The organism is Marichromatium sp. AB32 (assembly GCF_003718675.1).
Classification (GTDB): domain Bacteria; phylum Pseudomonadota; class Gammaproteobacteria; order Chromatiales; family Chromatiaceae; genus Marichromatium; species Marichromatium gracile.
Window position 1 is genome coordinate 41,704 of the sequence record NZ_RHFJ01000007.1, and the last position, 16,220, is coordinate 57,923.

At 70.0% G+C, this 16,220-nt stretch carries 19 protein-coding genes; 11 read left to right on the forward strand and 8 right to left on the reverse strand.

What is annotated here, in order from left to right; translation table 11 throughout:
• Positions 1-18: 18 nt before the first annotated feature.
• On the reverse strand, positions 19-771 hold the full coding sequence (surE, locus tag EBL85_RS03900) for a 5'/3'-nucleotidase SurE (protein ID WP_123140094.1): 753 nt from the start codon (positions 769-771) through the stop codon (positions 19-21).
• Positions 772-1,019: 248 nt separating this feature from the next.
• On the opposite strand from surE, the gene EBL85_RS03905 reads away from it, so the two are divergent.
• Together EBL85_RS03905 and lgt are read left to right on the forward strand one after the other, a co-directional pair.
• Positions 1,020-1,577 (forward strand): Smr/MutS family protein, encoded by a 558-nt coding sequence (locus EBL85_RS03905; RefSeq protein WP_123140093.1) that lies wholly within the window; start codon positions 1,020-1,022, stop codon positions 1,575-1,577.
• A gap of 42 nt (positions 1,578-1,619) precedes the next feature.
• Complete coding sequence (gene lgt / locus EBL85_RS03910; protein WP_123142221.1) at positions 1,620-2,456, forward strand: prolipoprotein diacylglyceryl transferase; 837 nt, start codon at positions 1,620-1,622, stop codon at positions 2,454-2,456.
• A 121-nt stretch (positions 2,457-2,577) separates the two neighbouring features.
• Here lgt and rpsT read toward each other — a convergent pair whose 3' ends face one another.
• Positions 2,578-2,841: a 30S ribosomal protein S20 gene (gene rpsT, locus EBL85_RS03915; RefSeq protein WP_123140091.1), complete on the reverse strand. Its 264-nt coding sequence runs from the start codon at positions 2,839-2,841 to the stop codon at positions 2,578-2,580.
• A 150-nt stretch (positions 2,842-2,991) separates the two neighbouring features.
• Here rpsT and murJ point away from each other — a divergent pair, with 150 nt between their 5' ends.
• From murJ to EBL85_RS03955, 8 genes are all read left to right on the forward strand, one after another.
• A complete protein-coding gene (murJ, locus tag EBL85_RS03920; protein ID WP_123142222.1) occupies positions 2,992-4,533 on the forward strand; it encodes a murein biosynthesis integral membrane protein MurJ in 1,542 nt (513 codons plus the stop codon).
• 364 nt (positions 4,534-4,897) lie between these two features.
• On the forward strand, positions 4,898-5,842 hold the full coding sequence (gene ribF / locus EBL85_RS03925) for a bifunctional riboflavin kinase/FAD synthetase (RefSeq protein WP_123142223.1): 945 nt from the start codon (positions 4,898-4,900) through the stop codon (positions 5,840-5,842).
• 55 nt (positions 5,843-5,897) lie between these two features.
• A complete protein-coding gene (locus tag EBL85_RS03930) occupies positions 5,898-6,785 on the forward strand; it encodes an alpha/beta fold hydrolase (RefSeq protein ID WP_123140088.1) in 888 nt (295 codons plus the stop codon).
• Between the two features lie 67 nt (positions 6,786-6,852).
• On the forward strand, positions 6,853-7,260 hold the full coding sequence (locus EBL85_RS03935) for a DUF2177 family protein (RefSeq protein ID WP_123142224.1): 408 nt from the start codon (positions 6,853-6,855) through the stop codon (positions 7,258-7,260).
• A gap of 106 nt (positions 7,261-7,366) precedes the next feature.
• Positions 7,367-7,648 (forward strand): FeoA family protein, encoded by a 282-nt coding sequence (locus EBL85_RS03940; RefSeq protein ID WP_123140086.1) that lies wholly within the window; start codon positions 7,367-7,369, stop codon positions 7,646-7,648.
• Positions 7,649-7,701: 53 nt separating this feature from the next.
• Complete coding sequence (locus EBL85_RS03945) at positions 7,702-7,935, forward strand: FeoA family protein (RefSeq protein WP_005222635.1); 234 nt, start codon at positions 7,702-7,704, stop codon at positions 7,933-7,935.
• The gene (feoB, locus tag EBL85_RS03950) at positions 7,932-10,265 is read left to right on the forward strand and encodes a Fe(2+) transporter permease subunit FeoB (protein WP_123140085.1); all 2,334 of its coding nucleotides are present in this window, start codon (positions 7,932-7,934) and stop codon (positions 10,263-10,265) included. The genes EBL85_RS03945 and feoB overlap by 4 nt, the downstream gene beginning before the upstream one ends.
• An 18-nt stretch (positions 10,266-10,283) precedes the next feature.
• Positions 10,284-10,502, forward strand: a complete 219-nt coding sequence (locus EBL85_RS03955; RefSeq protein WP_123142225.1) for a FeoC-like transcriptional regulator — start codon at positions 10,284-10,286, stop codon at positions 10,500-10,502.
• A gap of 405 nt (positions 10,503-10,907) precedes the next feature.
• On the opposite strand, the gene EBL85_RS03965 is transcribed toward EBL85_RS03955, so the two are convergent.
• Positions 10,908-11,414 (reverse strand): hypothetical protein, encoded by a 507-nt coding sequence (locus tag EBL85_RS03965; RefSeq protein WP_223806056.1) that lies wholly within the window; start codon positions 11,412-11,414, stop codon positions 10,908-10,910.
• A gap of 123 nt (positions 11,415-11,537) precedes the next feature.
• Between EBL85_RS03965 and EBL85_RS17540 the strand changes: the two genes are divergently transcribed.
• The gene (locus EBL85_RS17540) at positions 11,538-11,669 is read left to right on the forward strand and encodes a hypothetical protein (protein ID WP_255419368.1); all 132 of its coding nucleotides are present in this window, start codon (positions 11,538-11,540) and stop codon (positions 11,667-11,669) included.
• A 4-nt stretch (positions 11,670-11,673) separates the two neighbouring features.
• Here EBL85_RS17540 and EBL85_RS03970 read toward each other — a convergent pair whose 3' ends face one another.
• From EBL85_RS03970 to cbiM, 5 genes are read right to left on the reverse strand one after another with little or no spacing between them, the layout of a single operon-like run.
• Entirely contained in the window at positions 11,674-12,708 is a 1,035-nt protein-coding gene (locus tag EBL85_RS03970) for an MlaD family protein (RefSeq protein WP_123140084.1), read from the reverse strand.
• The gene (locus tag EBL85_RS03975) at positions 12,705-13,457 is read right to left on the reverse strand and encodes an ABC transporter ATP-binding protein (RefSeq protein WP_123142226.1); all 753 of its coding nucleotides are present in this window, start codon (positions 13,455-13,457) and stop codon (positions 12,705-12,707) included. The genes EBL85_RS03970 and EBL85_RS03975 overlap by 4 nt, the downstream gene beginning before the upstream one ends.
• On the reverse strand, positions 13,454-14,599 hold the full coding sequence (locus EBL85_RS03980) for an ABC transporter permease (RefSeq protein WP_223806057.1): 1,146 nt from the start codon (positions 14,597-14,599) through the stop codon (positions 13,454-13,456). The genes EBL85_RS03975 and EBL85_RS03980 overlap by 4 nt, the downstream gene beginning before the upstream one ends.
• A gap of 10 nt (positions 14,600-14,609) precedes the next feature.
• The gene (cbiQ, locus tag EBL85_RS03985; protein ID WP_123142228.1) at positions 14,610-15,350 is read right to left on the reverse strand and encodes a cobalt ECF transporter T component CbiQ; all 741 of its coding nucleotides are present in this window, start codon (positions 15,348-15,350) and stop codon (positions 14,610-14,612) included.
• A 4-nt stretch (positions 15,351-15,354) separates the two neighbouring features.
• Positions 15,355-15,981: a cobalt transporter CbiM gene (gene cbiM, locus EBL85_RS03990; protein WP_123140080.1), complete on the reverse strand. Its 627-nt coding sequence runs from the start codon at positions 15,979-15,981 to the stop codon at positions 15,355-15,357.
• Positions 15,982-16,220 lie beyond the last annotated feature (239 nt).

Consider the following 16,220-nt stretch of genomic DNA (forward strand, 5'->3'; position numbering starts at 1 on the left):
GGGTGGGGCGACAGACGCTCAACGGCGTTCGCCGTCCAGCCATCGATCAAGGGTCTCGAGCGCACTGTGTCGGGTCAGGTCGACCTGCAGCGGCGTGATCGAGACGAAGCCATTGCGCACGGCATGGAAATCGGTGCCGACGCCCGCGTCCTGCTCCGGGCCGGCCGGCCCCACCCAGTAGATGGTCCGTCCGCGCGGATCCTGCGCGGCGACCACCGGCTCGGCCTTGTGACGCTGCCCCAGACGCGTCGCGCGAAAGCCGGCGAGCGACTCATAGGGCAGATCCGGCACATTGACGTTGAGGATCAGGTTCGGTTCGAGCGGCCGCTCGCGCAGTCGCGACACCAGCTCGACGGCGACCCGCGCGGCGCTGTCGAGATGACGCGGCGCATGCACCGCGCTCGACACCGCGATCGCCGGCAGCCCGAGGAAGCGTCCCTCGGTCGCGGCGGCGACGGTGCCGGAGTAGATCACGTCGTCACCCAGGTTGGGGCCGTGATTGATCCCGGCAACCACGATATCGGGCTCGATCTCGGGCAGCCCGGTGAGCGCCAGATGCACGCAGTCGGTCGGCGTGCCGTCGACACTCATGTAGCCGTTGGGCCGGCGCCTGACGCGCAGCGGGACGTCGAGCGTCAGCGAATTGCTGGCGCCGCTGCGATCGCGTTCGGGCGCCACCACGTGCACGGTGCCGAGCGCGCGCAGCCCCTCGGCCAATGCCACCAGTCCGGGTGACTGATAACCATCGTCGTTGCTGACCAGGATCTTCATGCGTTGGTTGTCTGTCGATTACTGAGATGGATGCGGACAGGCTGACGGGGCACGCCAGCGTCGGCGCCGACGCCCCCGGAGACGCGGACAGGGACCGGGTGACAGAGCGGCAGGATGAGCGCAGATCATACGCAAAAGGCGCGGCGCCGACACCCGTGCCCCGGCGCGCGCCCCTGATATACTGCCCCGCGCCTGGCCACGGCCATCCTCATTCAATGCCCAGGACAACCCACAGCCCGGACCCCCGCATGAAGAGACAGATCGAGCAAGCCGATGTGGAGCTGTTCCTGCAAACGGTCGGCGAGGTCACCCGGCTGGAGGTCGAGACGCCACCACCGAGCGAGCGGCGCCGACCGCCGCCCGTGCCGCGCCCGCGCGAACCCGAGCTCGATGATCCGGAACCCATCGCGGGACTCTCCGAGGTCAATCTCGAGACCCCGGAGTACCTGCTGTTCTCGCGCCCCGGAATCCAGCGCAGGGTGCTCGGCGAGCTGCAGCGCGGCGCCATCGAGGTCGGGCTCGAGGTCGACCTGCACGGCCTCAACGCCACCTACGCCAAGGCGCTGCTCGGCGACTTCCTCGCCGAGTGCGGACATCGCCGGATCCGTTGCGCGCGCATCATCCACGGCAAGGGCTACCGTTCATCGGGCAACCAGCCGGTGCTCAAGCAGAAGCTCAACTACTGGCTGCGGCTCTACGATCAGGTCCTCGCCTTCTGCTCGGCGACGCGACGCGACGGCGGTACCGGCGCGCTCTACGTGCTGCTGCGCAACCCCGACAAGTCGCGCCGTCAGCAGCGCCGCTGAGCATTCATCCAACCGCCATCCCCGAGTGAGACCATCGCCCTCATGCTGACCTACCCCGACATCGATCCCGTCGCCCTCGCCCTCGGCCCGCTCCAGATCCACTGGTACGGCCTGATGTACCTGCTCGGCTTCGCCGCCGCCTGGGGGCTGGGACGCTGGCGTGCCGCCCGTCCCGGCAGCGGCTGGAGCGGGGTCATGGTCGACGACCTGATCTTCTACGGGGTGATCGGAGTGATCCTCGGCGGGCGGCTCGGCTACATGCTGTTCTACGGGCTCGACCAGGTAGCCGCCGACCCGCTGGCCCTGCTCCGGGTCTGGGAGGGCGGCATGTCCTTCCACGGCGGGCTGCTCGGGGTGCTGATCGCCACCGCGCTGTTCGCGCGCCGCCAGGGCCTGACCTTCTTCCAGGCCACCGACTTCCTCGCCCCGCTGGTGCCGCTGGGTCTGCTCGCCGGGCGGATCGGCAACTTCATCAACGGCGAACTCTGGGGACACCGCACCAATCTGCCCTGGGGGTTTCAGCTGCCCTGCGAGCAGTTTCCCCGCCAGTGTCTCGACCAGCCGGCCACCACGCTGTTGAGCCCGGCGGTGCACGCCTCGCAACTCTACGAGGCGCTGCTCGAGGGGCTGGTGCTGTTCGTCGTGCTGTGGCTGTTCTCCAGCCGGCCGCGCCCGACCATGGCCGTCTCCGGGCTGTTCCTGGTCGGCTACGGGGCGGCGCGCTTCAGTGTCGAGTTCGTGCGCCTGCCAGACGCCCATCTCGGCTATCTCGCCTTCGGCTGGTTGACCATGGGCCAGCTGCTCACCCTGCCGATGATCCTCGCCGGGGCCTTGCTGCTGGCGCTTGCCTATCGGCGCCCGACCGGCGAGCGGGCCTGATGGGGTACGCCCGAGGTCCGGACTGCGCGCCCGGAGCGGGCGCCGGAGCGCCGGGACGCGGACACAAAAAAACCGGCCAGTGGCCGGTTTTTTCGGTGCCGGAAGCGGTTGCTTCGACGGATCAGCCCATCGCCTTGATGTGTGCGTTCAGGCGGCTCTTGTGACGAGCGGCCTTGTTGGCGTGGATCAGACCCTTGCGGGCGGCACGATCGATACGGGGAGCGGCGTCTTGGAAGGCCTGGACGGCTGCTTCCTTGTCGCCCGCCTTGATGGCCTTGATCACCTTCTTGACGAAGGTGCGCAACGTGCTGCGCTGCGCCATGTTGCTCTGGCGGCGGGTTTCGGCCTGACGGGCGCGCTTGCGGGCTTGTGCTGAGTTGGCCAACGGGGGTCTCCTGGAAATCCGGCGAATTGATCTTAAGAGCGGATAAAGACCGAGCATTCTTCCGCCATCTCTGTCCATTGTCAAGGACCTTGATGCGCTAAATGCTTCTTGCGCCATTATAATGTGCGATTTCACGAGGAGTCCCGCCAGGTGTCATCGCTCTCCGGTTCAGCACTCGTGGTCGGCGGCAACACCCTGCTCTCGCGCATCCTCGGCTTCGTCCGCGATCTGGTGATCGCCCGTGCCTTCGGCGCCGACGCCACCACCGATGCCTTCTTCGTCGCCTTCAAGATCCCCAACTTCCTCCGCCGGCTGTTCGCCGAGGGCGCCTTCGCCGCAGCCCTGGTACCGGCACTGGAGGAACGCCGTCGCCACGGCGGGCGCGCCGGCCTGACACGACTCGTCGACGAACTCGCCGGCACCCTGGGGCTGCTGCTGGTGCTCTTCACCGCGCTCGGTACCCTCGTCGCGCCGCTGTTGATCCTGCTCTTCGCCCCCGGCTTCGGCGCGGACACCGACCAGCTCGCCCTCGCCGCCGAGCTGCTGCGCCTGACCCTGCCCTATGTGCTGCTGATCAGCCTCACCGCGCTGGCCGGTGCGGTGCTCAACTGTCACGAGCGCTTCGCCGTACCCGCCTTCACCCCGGTGCTGCTCAACCTGGCGCTGATCGGCGCGGCGCTGTTGCTCGCCCCCCGACTCGAGCGTCCGGTGCTCGCGCTGGCCTGGGGGGTCTTGCTCGGCGGCACCGCACAGCTCGCGCTGCAGCTCCCGGCGCTCGCCCGGCTCGGCCTGCTGCCACGCCCGCGCCTCGCCCTCGACTCGCCGGTGGTGCGGCGCATCCTGCGCCGCCTGGGACCGGCGCTGCTCGGCGTCTCGGTGGTCCAGCTCAGCCTGCTGCTCGACACCCTGCTCGCCTCCTTCCTCACCCCGGGCAGCATCTCCTGGCTCTATTACGCCGAACGGCTGATGGAGTTCCCGCTCGGGCTGCTCGCCGCCGCGCTCGGGGTGGTCATCCTGCCCCGACTCACCCGTGGCAGCGGCGCGGCAAGCGCACGACGCTTCTCCGCCACCCTCGACTGGGGACTGCGCTGGACGCTGCTGCTCGGACTGCCGGCGGCGGTGGGGCTCGCGGTGCTCGCCGAGGGGCTGATCGCCACCCTGTTCCAGTCCGGCGCCTTTGGCGACACCGATGTCACCCACGCCGCCAGGGCGCTGAGCGCCTATGCACTCGGCCTGCTCGCCTTCATCGCGATCAAGGTGCTCGCCCCCGGCTGCTATGCCCGCCACGACACCCGCACCCCGGTGCGGATCGCGTTGATCGCCCTCGGGATCAACCTGGTGCTCGACCTCGCGCTGATGGGGCCGCTCGGACACGCCGGACTGGCGCTGGCCACCACCCTAGCGGCCCTGCTCAACGCCCTGCTGCTGCTGCGCGCGCTGAGACGCGACGGCAGTTACCGCCCGCGCCCGGGCTGGCCCGCGCTCGGCGCCGCGGTGCTCGGCGCCAGCCTGGCGATGGCCGGGATGTTGCACTGGGCGCTCGGCACACTCGACTGGGGCGCGCTCGCCCCCTGGGACCGGGCCTGGCACCTCGGCGGCGCCATCCTCGCCGGCGCCACCCTCTACGCTGCCCTCGTCCTCCTCGCCGGCGTGCGTCCGCGCCACCTCGCCGCCCCCGAGCGACGGCGCTGACACCAGCGGCCAGCGGATTGAACCGCAAAGCCGCAAAGCACGCGAAGGGAGAGGAAGGATCAATCGATGATCATGGCGGTCACCCTTCCCCTCCGGCGGCTGCGGGCTGGGGGCTGATCGCTGGCGGCTATAACCGACAGGCCGGATGCCGATGCGCGCGGTCTTCGCTTGGTCACTCATCCCAGCCTACGTCTCACCCCCTTGGCGTCCTTGGCGCCTTTGTGGTTCGATCCCTCGCTGGCGGCTGGCGGCTGGCGGCTGGCGGCTGGCGGCTGGCGGCTGGCGGCTGAGCCTCTCACGCCCCATCGTCGCCCCACGACGCGTATACTCAGCACCTTTGCCCATTGTTCCCTGCACTGCTGCCATGAGGCTTATCCGCGGTCTTCACAACCTGCGTCCCGGCGACCGGGGCTGTGTCGCCACCATCGGCAACTTCGACGGCGTCCACCTCGGACACCGCAGCATCTTCCAGCGTCTGCTCGAACAGGGGCGCGCGCTCGGGCTGCCGGCGACCGTGATCACCTTCGAGCCGCAGCCGCTCGAGTGCTTCGCGCCGGAGACCGCGCCGGCGCGGCTCACCCGGCTGCGCGAGAAGCTCGCGGCGATCGCCCACTGCGGCATCGAGCGGGTGATGGTGCTCGGCTTCGGCCCCAGGCTCGCGGCGATGCCGGCCGAGCGCTTCGTGCACGAGCTGCTGATCGAGGGGCTGGGGGTCAATCACCTGCTCGTCGGCGACGACTTCCGCTTCGGTCACGGTCGCGCGGGCGACTTCGCGCTGCTCCGGCGCATGGGCGCGGCACACGGCTTCAGCCTGGAGAACCTCCATACCGTGACCCACGCCGAGGAGCGCATCAGCAGCACCCGGGTGCGCGAGGCGCTCGCCCGCGGCGATCTCGAGCAGGCCGAGCACCTGCTCGGGCGGCCCTATCGAATCGCCGGACGGGTCGGTCACGGCGACAAGCGCGGACGCACCATCGGCTTCCCCACCGCCAACATCGACCTGCACCGCCGGGTCAGCCCGCTGCACGGCGTCTACGCGGTGCGGATGCACGGACTCGGCCCCGCGCCCCGCCCCGGGGTCGCCAACATCGGCACCCGCCCCACGGTCGACGGGCGCGCCCATCAGCTCGAGGTCCATCTGTTCGACTTCGCCGCCGACATCTACGGGCGTCAGGTCGAGGTCGAGTTCTGTCTCAAGCTGCGCGACGAGCAGCGCTTCGCCTCCTTCGAGGCGCTCAAGCACCAGATCCAGCTCGACGCGGACGCCGCGCGCGCCTATCTCGACCGCACCCCGGCGCCCGCCCCCTGACCCCCCGAGCGGCCACGGCGCCGCCCGCAACCCCGAGAGCGAGAGCATCATCGTCATGGATCCAATCGCCCCCACCGACCCGGCCGCCGACACCGCCCGGTTCATCGACTGCAACGGCTTCCGTCTCCACTACCGCCGTCTCGGCGACGGCCCCCGGCTGTTGCTGCTGTTGCACGGCAGCTTCCTCAGCCTGCGCTCCTGGCGCGCGGTGATGGCGCCGCTGGCCGAGGCCGGCTACACCGTGGTCGCCTTCGACCGCCCCGCCTTCGGCGCCAGCTCCAAACCGCTGCCCGGCGCCGACGGCCAACCCGGCTACAGTGCCCACGACCAGAGCGCGCTGATCGCTGCGCTGATCCCGGCGCTCGGCTTCGAGCGCGCGGTGCTGGTGGGCAACTCCACCGGCGGCACCCTGGCGCTGATGACCGCGCTCGAACACCCCGAGCGGGTCGAGGCGCTGGCGCTGGTCGACGCGATGATCCTCAGCGGTTACGCCACCAGCGAGATCCCCGGCTTCGTCAAGCCGCTGATGCGCGCCCTCACGCCCTTCTTCTCCTGGCTGATGGGCCGACTGATCGCACGGCTCTACGACAAGGCGATCCGCGCCTTCTGGTACCGCCCCGAGCGGCTCGACCCCGAGGTGCTCGCCGCCTTCCGCGCCGACATGATGCAGGGCCCCTGGCCGCGCGCCTTCTGGGAGCTGTTCCTCGCCACCCGCAAGCTCGGGCTCGAACCCCGACTCGCCGGGGTCACGCCGCCCACGCTCGTGGTCACCGGCGCCCACGACCAGACGGTCAAGGTCGCCGAGAGCGAGCGCATCGCCGCGGCCATCCCCGGCGCCCGGCTTGAAGTCATCGCCGACAGCGGCCACCTGCCACACGAGGAGTCGCCACAGGCCTTCGTCGCGACCCTCACCGACTTCCTGCAGACACTGCCGGAACACTGATCGAGGCCGAGGCCGGGGGCTGCCTCCCGGCATCGACGAAGGCCCATCATCACCCCGGGAGCGCGTCATGGGTCCGTGGTTCGTCATCAAGCTCTATCTGCTCACCTTCACGGTCTTCATGGCCATCGACCTGCTGTGGCTGGGGGTGGTCGCGCGCGGCTTCTACCGCGCTCAGCTCGCTCATCTGCTCGCCGACACCACCCGCTGGCCGGCGGCCATCGCCTTCTATCTCATCTATGTCGCCGGCATCCTGGTGATGGCGATCCTCCCCGGCGTGGAGGCGGGCTCGCTCGACAGGACCCTGTTGCTGGCCGCCGGCTTCGGCTTCTTCACCTACATCACCTACGAGCTGACCAACATGGCCACGCTGCCCGATTGGCCGCTACGCCTGGTGCTGGTCGACACCCTGTGGGGCGTGGTGCTGTGCACCCTGGTCGGCGCCGCCGGCTTCTATCTCGCCCGGCTGCTCGGCTGATCGGCGCGGAGACCGTCCGAACCCCGTCATTGAGAACGATTTGCAATAAAGCAGCCGGAGGAATATGCTGCGAATCATTCTTATTGACGCACGAGGCGGCACCCGCATGCACATGGCACCGACTTCGCTCCCCCTTCAGCAGCAGTCCCCGCACCCCTCCTATCCGCTCACCATGGCCGACAACGACACCCTGGTGCGGGTCTGCAACCTACTGGGCGGTCGCCAGTTGGTGCGCCGACTCACCGAGCTCGGGCTCAACCAGGGTGCCGAACTGCGTGTCGTCCAGCGCCAGGGCGGCGGTTTGATCGTCGCCCGCGGCGAGACCCGGATCGCACTCGGCGGCGGCATGGCCGCCAAGATCCTGGTCACCGACGCCGCCACCGCCTGAGCCTCGACCCCTCACGCCGTCCGCACTCCACTGCAACCGCTCAAGACGTCACCATGAACACGACCCTGAAAGACCTCGTCGTCGGAGACCACGGGGCCGTCCGCGGCTATCGCCCGGGCGCCGATGCCTACCGCCGCAAGCTGCTGTCGATGGGACTGACCCCGGGGGCCGCCCTGGAGGTGGTCCGGGTGGCCCCGATGGGCGATCCCGTGGAGGTGCGGGTGCGCGGCACCCGCGTGACCCTGCGCCGCGAGGAGGCAGCCATCCTGGAGGTCGAGCGGGCATGACGACATCAACGACGCACAGCATCGGGGTCATCGGCAATCCCAACTGCGGCAAGACCACCCTGTTCAACGCGCTGACCGGCTCGCGTCAGCGCGTCGGCAACTGGCCCGGGGTGACGGTCGAACGCAAGACCGGTCACTTCCGTTTCGAGGGGGCCGACTACACCCTCATCGACCTGCCCGGCACCTACTCGCTGGATGTCAGCGAGGGCGCGGTCTCGCTCGACGAGCGCATCGCCCGCGACTTCGTCCACGCCCGCGAGGCCGACCTGATCCTCAACATCGTCGACGTCGCCAGCCTCGAGCGTAACCTCTATCTCACCACCCAACTGCTGGAGATGGAGCGACCGATGGTGGTCGCGCTCAACATGATGGACGTCGCCGCCGAGCGCGGGCTGCGGGTCGACGCCGCCGCACTGGCCGAGCGCCTCGGCTGTCCGGTGGTGCCGATCGTGGCGACCACCGGCGACGGGCTCAACGCCCTGCGCGCGGCGTTGCAACAGGCCGTCGAGCACCCGCCGATCCCGCAGGCGCGGATCGACTACGCCCCGGCGCTCGAGCGCGTGATCGAGCAGTTGCACGAGCGCATCGAGCCGATCGCCAGCAGGCACGGCGATCCGGCGCGCTGGTTGACCACCCGTCTGCTCGAAGGCGATGACCTCGCCCGCGAGCTGATCGGCGACACCGTGCCCGCGCACGAGGTCGCCGCACTGCTCGGCGAGGACGCCGAGCAGATCGACATCCTCATCGCCGACGCCCGCTACGGCTTCGCCCACGCCGTCACCCAGGCCTCGCTGACACAGAGCGGCGAGATGCCGCGCAGCCTCTCCGACCGCATCGACCGGGTGATCCTCAACCGCGCCCTGGGCATCCCGATCTTCCTCGCGGTGATGTACCTGATGTTCATGTTCACCATCAACATCGGCGGGGCCTTCATCGACTTCTTCGACATCGCCGCCGGCACCCTCTTCGTCGACGGCGTGGCGCACCTGCTCGCCGGTCTCGGCACCCCGGAGTGGGCGGTCCTCGGGCTGGCCGACGGCATCGGCGGCGGTATCCAGGTGGTGGCCACCTTCATCCCGGTGATCGCCTTCCTCTATCTGTTCATGTCGGTGCTGGAGGACTCGGGCTACATGGCCCGCGCGGCCTTCGTCATGGACCGCTTCATGCGCTCGATCGGACTGCCCGGCAAGTCCTTCGTGCCGCTGCTCGTCGGCTTCGGCTGCAACGTGCCGGCGATCATGGCCGCGCGCACCCTGGAGCAGCCGCGCGACCGCATCCTCACCGTACTGATGGCACCCTTCATGTCCTGCGGCGCGCGGCTGCCGGTCTATGCCCTGTTCGCCGCCGCCTTCTTCCCGGTCGGCGGTCAGAACGTCGTCTTCGGACTCTATCTGATCGGCATCCTCGCCGCCGTGCTCACCGGCTTCCTGCTCAAGCGCACCCTGCTCGAGGGCCAGGCGATGCCCTTCGTGATGGAGCTGCCGCCCTATCACCTGCCGACCCTCGGCGGCGTGCTGCGCCGCACCTGGGAGCGCACCAGCGGTTTCATGTTCCGCGCCGGCAAGGTGATCGTGCCGATGGTGCTGGTGCTCAACGTGCTCAACAGCCTCGGCACCGACGGCAGCGTCGGCAACGAGGACAGCGACAGCTCGATGCTCGCCGAGATCGGTCGCACCATCGCTCCGGCCTTCTCGCCGATGGGTCTCGACGCCGAGAACTGGCCGGCCACCGTCGGCATCTTCACCGGCGTGCTCGCCAAGGAAGCGGTGGTCGGCACCCTGGACGCCACCTACTCGGCGCTCGGCGCCGACCCCGAGGCGAGCGACGAGGAGGCCGCGCCCTACGACCTCGGCGCCGGTCTCACCGAGGCGCTCGCCACCATCCCGGCGGCACTGGGCGATGCGCTCGGCACCTGGTCCGACCCGCTCGGCGTCGGCATCGGCGAGGTCAGCGACCCCGAACTGGCCGCTGCCGAGCAGGAGGTCACCAGCGCCACCTTCGGCGCCATGCACGAGCGTTTCGACGGCGCCGCCGGGGCCTTCGCCTATCTGCTGTTCATCCTGCTCTATTTCCCCTGCGTGGCCGCCATCGGCGCCATCGCCCGCGAGACCAGTGGCGGCTGGGCGCTGTTCGCCGCCCTCTGGACCACCGGCCTGGGGTATGTGAGCGCGACCATCTTCTACCAGGCAGCCATCTTCGCCCGCGACCCGGTCAGCTCGTCGATCTGGATCGGCATCATGACCGCGCTCTTCCTCGCCACCGTGCTGGGGATGCGCTGGTGGTCGCGACGTGATCCGGCACTCGCCACCCCGGCGCGCGACCCGGCCTGAACCGACGGAGGGACACCCATGATCATGTCCGATCTCACCAGTCATCTGCGCACCCAGGGGCGCGCCGCGCTGCGCGACCTCTCCTACCGGTTCGATACCGACCCCGAGGCGCTGCGCGGCATGCTCGAGCTGCTCGAACGCAAGGGCCGGGTGCGCAAGCTGCCCGGCGGCACCCCCTGCAGCGGCTGCTGCAGCTGCGACCCGACCGCGATCGAACTCTACGAATGGGTCAGCTGAACCCGACCTGACCACCCGCGGTCGACCGCCACAGGAACGTGGCGACCGCACCGGGCCTGGCCACCACCCTGGCCACCACCAGGCCCCCGAGTTCTCCCTGCGCCGCTCGCATCCCTCGGGGTCGGGCGGCGTTCTTTTTGCAGCTACCAGCTACCAGCTATCAGAGGAGCGGAACCGCAAAGGCGCGAAGGGGGCAAAGGGGAATAAGCCGCCAGCCGTCAGCGATCAGCCGCCAGTGGGTGCGGACCCGCGCCGCCTGTGGCCTCACGCCGACATCACACGTCACTCACTTTGCGTGCTTCGCGGCTTTGCGGTTGAATCCTGGCGGCTGGCGGCTGGCGGCTGGCGGCTGGCGGCTGGCGGCTGGCGGCTGGCGGCTGGCGGCTGGCGGCTGGCGGCTGAAGGCTAACGCCGGGTCTCGAAGCGGAAGGGGGCGACGAGCAGGCCGTCCGCGGTCTCGAGCAGCACCCGCGCCTCCCAGCGCATCAGGGTGCGCGCACAGACCGGGAGCATGGCCTCGCCAGCGAAACGCGACGCGCCGATGGGGTCGAGTTGCGCGCGGTTATAGCCCATCTCCATGTCGACGCCGACGAAGTCGACCGCTACCGCGCCGACCTCGCGCCCCTCGACCTCCACCCGCAGCCGCAAGGGCGTGACCAGTGGGATGGGGTCGCGCGGTGCTACCGCCAGACGGACCTCGCCACCGCCGGGAAGGGCCAGCGTGCAGTCGCGGCTGGCGAGATCGCAATGCGGATCGGGATCGGCCCAGCGTGCATCGGCACCGAGACCACTCAGCAGTCCACGCCCCCCCAGCCAGGCGGCCGGCAGCGCGACCAGCACCGCGACGATCGTCCAGATCAGGATCGGGCGGGCGCGCCGGCGTCCATCCCTGGTCCCCCCGGAGTCGGTCATGGCAAGCCTCCATCGAGATGGGTTCAAAATATTAGTGCATTCTTATATTATTGACTCGACCGATCCACGCCAGGGACGGTGAGATTCTTCGATGCGATCCACCACCAACCCAGGAGCCGTAACATGGGTATTCTCGGAGCCTTGGCACTCGCCGCCGTCCTCTTCGGCGGGGTCCAGACCACACTCGCGCCCCAGTCACCCCAGACCCAGGACATCCAGGCGCAGGCCGTCACCACGCCCGCGTCACCGGACTGAGCACTCACTTGCCGCGCAGCAACGCCTCGGGGTGGCGCTCCAGATAGTCGGCCAGCTCGCGCAGCGCACGCGCCGAGCGCGTCAGCTCGGCGAGCGCGCGGTCGAGTCGCACGCGGGTGCCACGCCCATCCTCGACCAGTCCATCGAGATGACGCAACGTCTGGCTGGCCTGCCCCAGGGTGCTGCGCGCGGCACCGGAGAGCGGTCCGACCTCGGCCTCGAGCGTCTCGGCCAGCCGGGTCAGGGCCGCGCTGGTCTCACCGATACGGGTGGCCACCGGCACCACCTCGCCATCGATACGCCGCGCCAGGCGCTCATAGGCGACCAGGGTCTGGTCGAGCCGTCCGACGAGCGGCGGCAGCCGCCGCTCCAGGGTCTCGGCCAGGGCGCGGATTCCGGTCAGGGTGGCGTCGAGATTGCCCATCAGTGCGCCGGCCTCGTCCGAGCCGAGCAAGGTGCCGAGACCGCGCAAGGCAGCGCTCGCCTCATCGACCAGCTCGTCCAGACGCAGGTTCCCCAGCATCTCGCCGAGTTGATCGCGGATTGCCGGCAGCGCCGGCACCACCACATCGTCCCCGCCCGCGGCGGCGGCCACCGCGGGAACCTCGTCGACCAGCGCCGGATCGAGGTTCAACGCGACCACGTACTGACCGGTGACGAAGCTCAGCGACTCGAGCCGGGCATGCAGCCCGCGCCGCGCCACCAGCTCGCGCAGCACCACGCGCGCATCACGCGGCTCGGTACCCTGACTGATACGCACCCGCTCGGGCCAGACCTCGTAGCGCACCGGGATGCGCACCGCACCGTCGCTGGGTGAGAAGTCCAGCTCGATGGCGGTCACCTGCCCCACCGTCACCCCCTGGAACTGCACCTCGGCGCCGACCGACAGCCCCTGCACCGAGCCGGGGAAATAGGTCAGCAGGCCGACCCGCTCACGGAACAGCGCGCCGCCGCCGAAGAGGATCAGCGCCAACACCAACAGCGCCAGCGCGCCGAGCACGAAGGCGCCGATCAGGGTGGGGCTGGCGCGACGACTCATACCACCCCCCGGCGCAGGAAGGCGCGCACCCGCGCATCGGCGGCATGATCGCGCAACCAGCGCGGGTCACCGGTGGTGAGCATGGTGCCGCGCTCGACATCGAGGAAGACCGCCTCGTCGGCGATGGCGAAGATGCTCGCCAGGTCATGGGTGACCACCACCATGGTGGTGCCGAGACTGTGCTTGAGTTCGACGATCAGCTCGTCGAGCAGGCGTGCGCTCAGTGGATCGAGCCCCGCCGAGGGCTCGTCGAAGAACAGCACCTCGGGGTCGAGCGCCATCGCCCGCGCCACCCCGGCGCGCTTGCGCATGCCGCCGCTGATCTCGGCCGGATAGAGCGCCCCGCACCCGCCCAGCCCGACCAGCGCGAGCTTGTAGTCGACCAGCTCACGGACCTGGCGCGGTCCGAGGTCGGTGTACTGCTGCAACGGCAAGGCCACATTCTCCTCCAGCGTCATCGAACTCCACAGCGCCCCGCCCTGATACATCACCCCGTGACGGCGGATGCGACGCGCGCGCGCCGCCGGCGAGACCTCCCAGAACGACTCGCCGTCGAACAGGATACGCCCGGCCAGCGGCGCCAACAGCCCGGTCATGGCGCGCATCAGCGTACTCTTGCCGCAACCGCTCCCGCCCATGATCACGAAGATGTCGCCGCGCCGGATCTCCAGATCGAGATCACGCTGCACCGCGCGCCCGCCATAGCCGACGCTCAGCCCCTCGAGACGGATCTGCGCCCGCGCGCTCACAGCCCCACCGCGTCGAACAGCACCGTCAGCACCGCCGCGGCGATGACGATGTGAAGGATCGCGGTGACCACCGCCGAGGTGGTGGTCGCGCCCACCGCCGCCGCGTCGCGCCCGCTCTGCATCCCCCGCAGACAGCCGGAGACGGCGACCACCGCGCCATAGACCCCGGCGCTGATCAGACCCTGGACGAAGTGGTTCCAGCCCACCGCCTGGACGGTCTGCACCGCGTACTCGGTGGGGTTGATGCCACCGACCACGGCGGCGGCGAAGGCGCCGCCGAGGATGCCCATGAGATCGGCATAGAGCGCGAGCAGCGGGGTCATCGCGATCAGCGCGAGCAGCCTGGGCAGCACCAGGAACTCGACCGGGTCGATCCCCAGGGTGCGCAGCGCGTCGATCTCCTCGTTGGCCTGCATGCTGCCGAGCTGGGCGGCGAAGGCCGCGCCGGTACGTCCGGCGAGCACGATGGCGGTGACCAGGGCGCCGATCTGCATCACCACCGCCAGCCCCACCAGGTCGGCGACATAGATGCGCGCGCCGAAGCGCGCCAGCTGCTGATCGCCGATATACCCGAGGATCAGCCCGACCAGGAAGCTCACCAGGCTGACGATCGGCAGCGCCTCGGCGCCGACCTGCTGGACGATCAGCCAGAACTCGGCGCGTCTGAAGCGCCCCCGCCCCCGCGCCAGTCGCCCCAGCGCCAGCACCACCTCGCCGACGAAGGCGAAGAGCGCCCCGCTCGCACGCGACGCGTCGATCACCCGCCTGCCGAGCCGGGCCAGCGGGCGCACGCGCGGGCGCGCATCGATGGGAGGCGCGGACTGCAGGGGCACCGCCTCGGCCAGCGTCAGCAGCGCGCCGACCCCCTCGGGTAGTCCTGCAGGCGCCAGTTCGATGTCGTGCGCCCGGCAGTGCGCGCGCACCGCCAGCAGCAGACTCGGCAGGCTCGAGTCCCAGCCCCCGAGACCTGTGGTGTCGAAGGCCAGCTCACTCACCTGCGCGCGCGCAAGACGCGCCACCACCACCTCGGCCGCTGGCGGGGCGCCGGCCAGCCGCCACTCGCCGGAGAGACGCAACACCGCGCGCGCGCCCGTTCCCACCAGCTCGGCGCGTGCCGGCGGCGAGCCGGCGCGCGCGCTCACGCCATCTCCTTCAACCATGCTCCAGCACCATCAACACCGCCAGCAGCAGCGCAAACCCGACCGCGAACCCGAGATCAGCGCCACGCAGCGGCGCCAGTTCGGGTAGCGGCATGCGCCCGGCATAACCTCGACAGCGCATCGCCGCTCCCACCCGCTCGGCGCGCTCGAGCGCGCGCACCAACAGCATCCCGACGAGGAAACCATAGCTGGTCAAAGTATGAAGATCGCTGCGTGGACGAAAGGCACGGGCGCGCATCGCCGCGCGCAACCGCGCCTGCTCGCGCGCGAGCACATCGAGATAGCGCGCGCTGAGCAACAGCAACTCGATCAGCGCACCGGGCACCCGCAGGGCGCGCAGCGCCGCGCCGAGCCCGTCCGCGCCGACCCCGGCGAGCAGCGCCAACGTCACCAGCGCCACCGCGCTGGCGCGCGCGGCGATCACCCCGGCGAGGGTCAGTCCCTGCTCGCTGAGCACCAACCCACCGCCCTGCCACAGCGGCTGCCCCGGAACGGTGAAGGGCAACAGCCCGAGGGTGAGCAGCATCAAGCCCTCGAAGACCAGCACCAGGCGCACCAGACGGCGCGGCGCGATGCCCGCCCACCGTGTCAGCAGCACGCCGGCGAGCAAGGCAGCAGACAGCGCCGCCCAGCCCTCCAGCCCCACCACCACCAGCGCCCAGCCCAGACAGCAGAGCAGCCGCACCCGAGGATCGGGCCCGCGCGACGCGGCACCGGCACGGCTCCCCGGCATCGCCTCAGCAGGCGCGCGCCGATCGCGCCAGCAGCTCGGGCCGAACCGTCCACAGCAGTCGCAGTGCCGCGGCCGTCACCACCGCCTCGATCAGCGCCACCGGCAGCTGCGCGATCAGCGCCAGACGGGCCGCCGCCCAGAACCCCTCGCCGCTGGCCGCCAGCGACCCGGCCACCAGCAACGCCGAGCCGGCGAAGGCGCCGGCCCCGACCAAGGCACCGAGCGGCATCACCCACCAGGACAGGGCAGCGGGGCGCAGCCGCGCCAACACGGCGCGGCCGGCCAGACCGAAGAGCAACGCCGGCAGCGCCAGATTGAGGGTATTGGCGCCGAGCACCGTCACCCCGCCATAGCCGAAGAACAGCGCCTGCAGCAGCAGGCCGACACAGATCGCGGGGAACACCGCCCAGCCGAGCAGCACGCCCATCAGCCCGGTCAGCAACAGGTGCGCACTGGTCGGTCCCAACGGGATATGAATCAGGGAGACGGAGAAGAAGGCAGCGGTGAGCAGCCCGGCGCGCGGGATGCTCGACTCGTCGAGCGCGCGCAGCCCGAGACCGACCCCGGCGAGCGCCAGGACACCGGAGCCGAGCAGGACCGGCATGGAGAGGACACCATCGACGATATGCATGAGAGGCTGGCAGCCCCGTTGAGCGATTGCAATGGATGAAAATAGTGTCGACGGTATCACCCCGTCAGCGCGCCAGTCCACCGGCGCCCTGTGCAAGGTGTGGATTATGCTAGTCGATAGCACTCCTGTCCCGAGGAAGCCATGCGTACCAAGCTCAGCAACGATCTTCGAGTCTCACCACCAACCAGGGCTCATCAGCACCACCGAGCCAAATCAATTGGTGGCCCAGCACACATCAA

Excerpts from the sequence above, each read along its gene's own strand:
- EBL85_RS03905 (WP_123140093.1), top strand. The coding sequence starts at position 1,020 with ATGAAGAGACAGATCGAGCAAGCCGATGTGGAGCTGTTCCTGCAAACG.
- cbiM (WP_123140080.1), bottom strand. The coding sequence starts at position 15,981 with ATGCATATCGTCGATGGTGTCCTCTCCATGCCGGTCCTGCTCGGCTCC.
- EBL85_RS03930 (WP_123140088.1), top strand. The coding sequence starts at position 5,898 with ATGGATCCAATCGCCCCCACCGACCCGGCCGCCGACACCGCCCGGTTC.
- EBL85_RS03970 (WP_123140084.1), bottom strand. The coding sequence starts at position 12,708 with ATGAGTCGTCGCGCCAGCCCCACCCTGATCGGCGCCTTCGTGCTCGGC.
- EBL85_RS03935 (WP_123142224.1), top strand. The coding sequence starts at position 6,853 with ATGGGTCCGTGGTTCGTCATCAAGCTCTATCTGCTCACCTTCACGGTC.
- EBL85_RS03955 (WP_123142225.1), top strand. The coding sequence starts at position 10,284 with ATGATCATGTCCGATCTCACCAGTCATCTGCGCACCCAGGGGCGCGCC.
- EBL85_RS17540 (WP_255419368.1), top strand. The coding sequence starts at position 11,538 with ATGGGTATTCTCGGAGCCTTGGCACTCGCCGCCGTCCTCTTCGGCGGG.
- ribF (WP_123142223.1), top strand. The coding sequence starts at position 4,898 with ATGAGGCTTATCCGCGGTCTTCACAACCTGCGTCCCGGCGACCGGGGC.
- cbiQ (WP_123142228.1), bottom strand. The coding sequence starts at position 15,350 with ATGCCGGGGAGCCGTGCCGGTGCCGCGTCGCGCGGGCCCGATCCTCGG.
- lgt (WP_123142221.1), top strand. The coding sequence starts at position 1,620 with ATGCTGACCTACCCCGACATCGATCCCGTCGCCCTCGCCCTCGGCCCG.
- EBL85_RS03965 (WP_223806056.1), bottom strand. The coding sequence starts at position 11,414 with ATGACCGACTCCGGGGGGACCAGGGATGGACGCCGGCGCGCCCGCCCG.
- EBL85_RS03945 (WP_005222635.1), top strand. The coding sequence starts at position 7,702 with ATGAACACGACCCTGAAAGACCTCGTCGTCGGAGACCACGGGGCCGTC.
- EBL85_RS03940 (WP_123140086.1), top strand. The coding sequence starts at position 7,367 with ATGCACATGGCACCGACTTCGCTCCCCCTTCAGCAGCAGTCCCCGCAC.
- surE (WP_123140094.1), bottom strand. The coding sequence starts at position 771 with ATGAAGATCCTGGTCAGCAACGACGATGGTTATCAGTCACCCGGACTG.
- feoB (WP_123140085.1), top strand. The coding sequence starts at position 7,932 with ATGACGACATCAACGACGCACAGCATCGGGGTCATCGGCAATCCCAAC.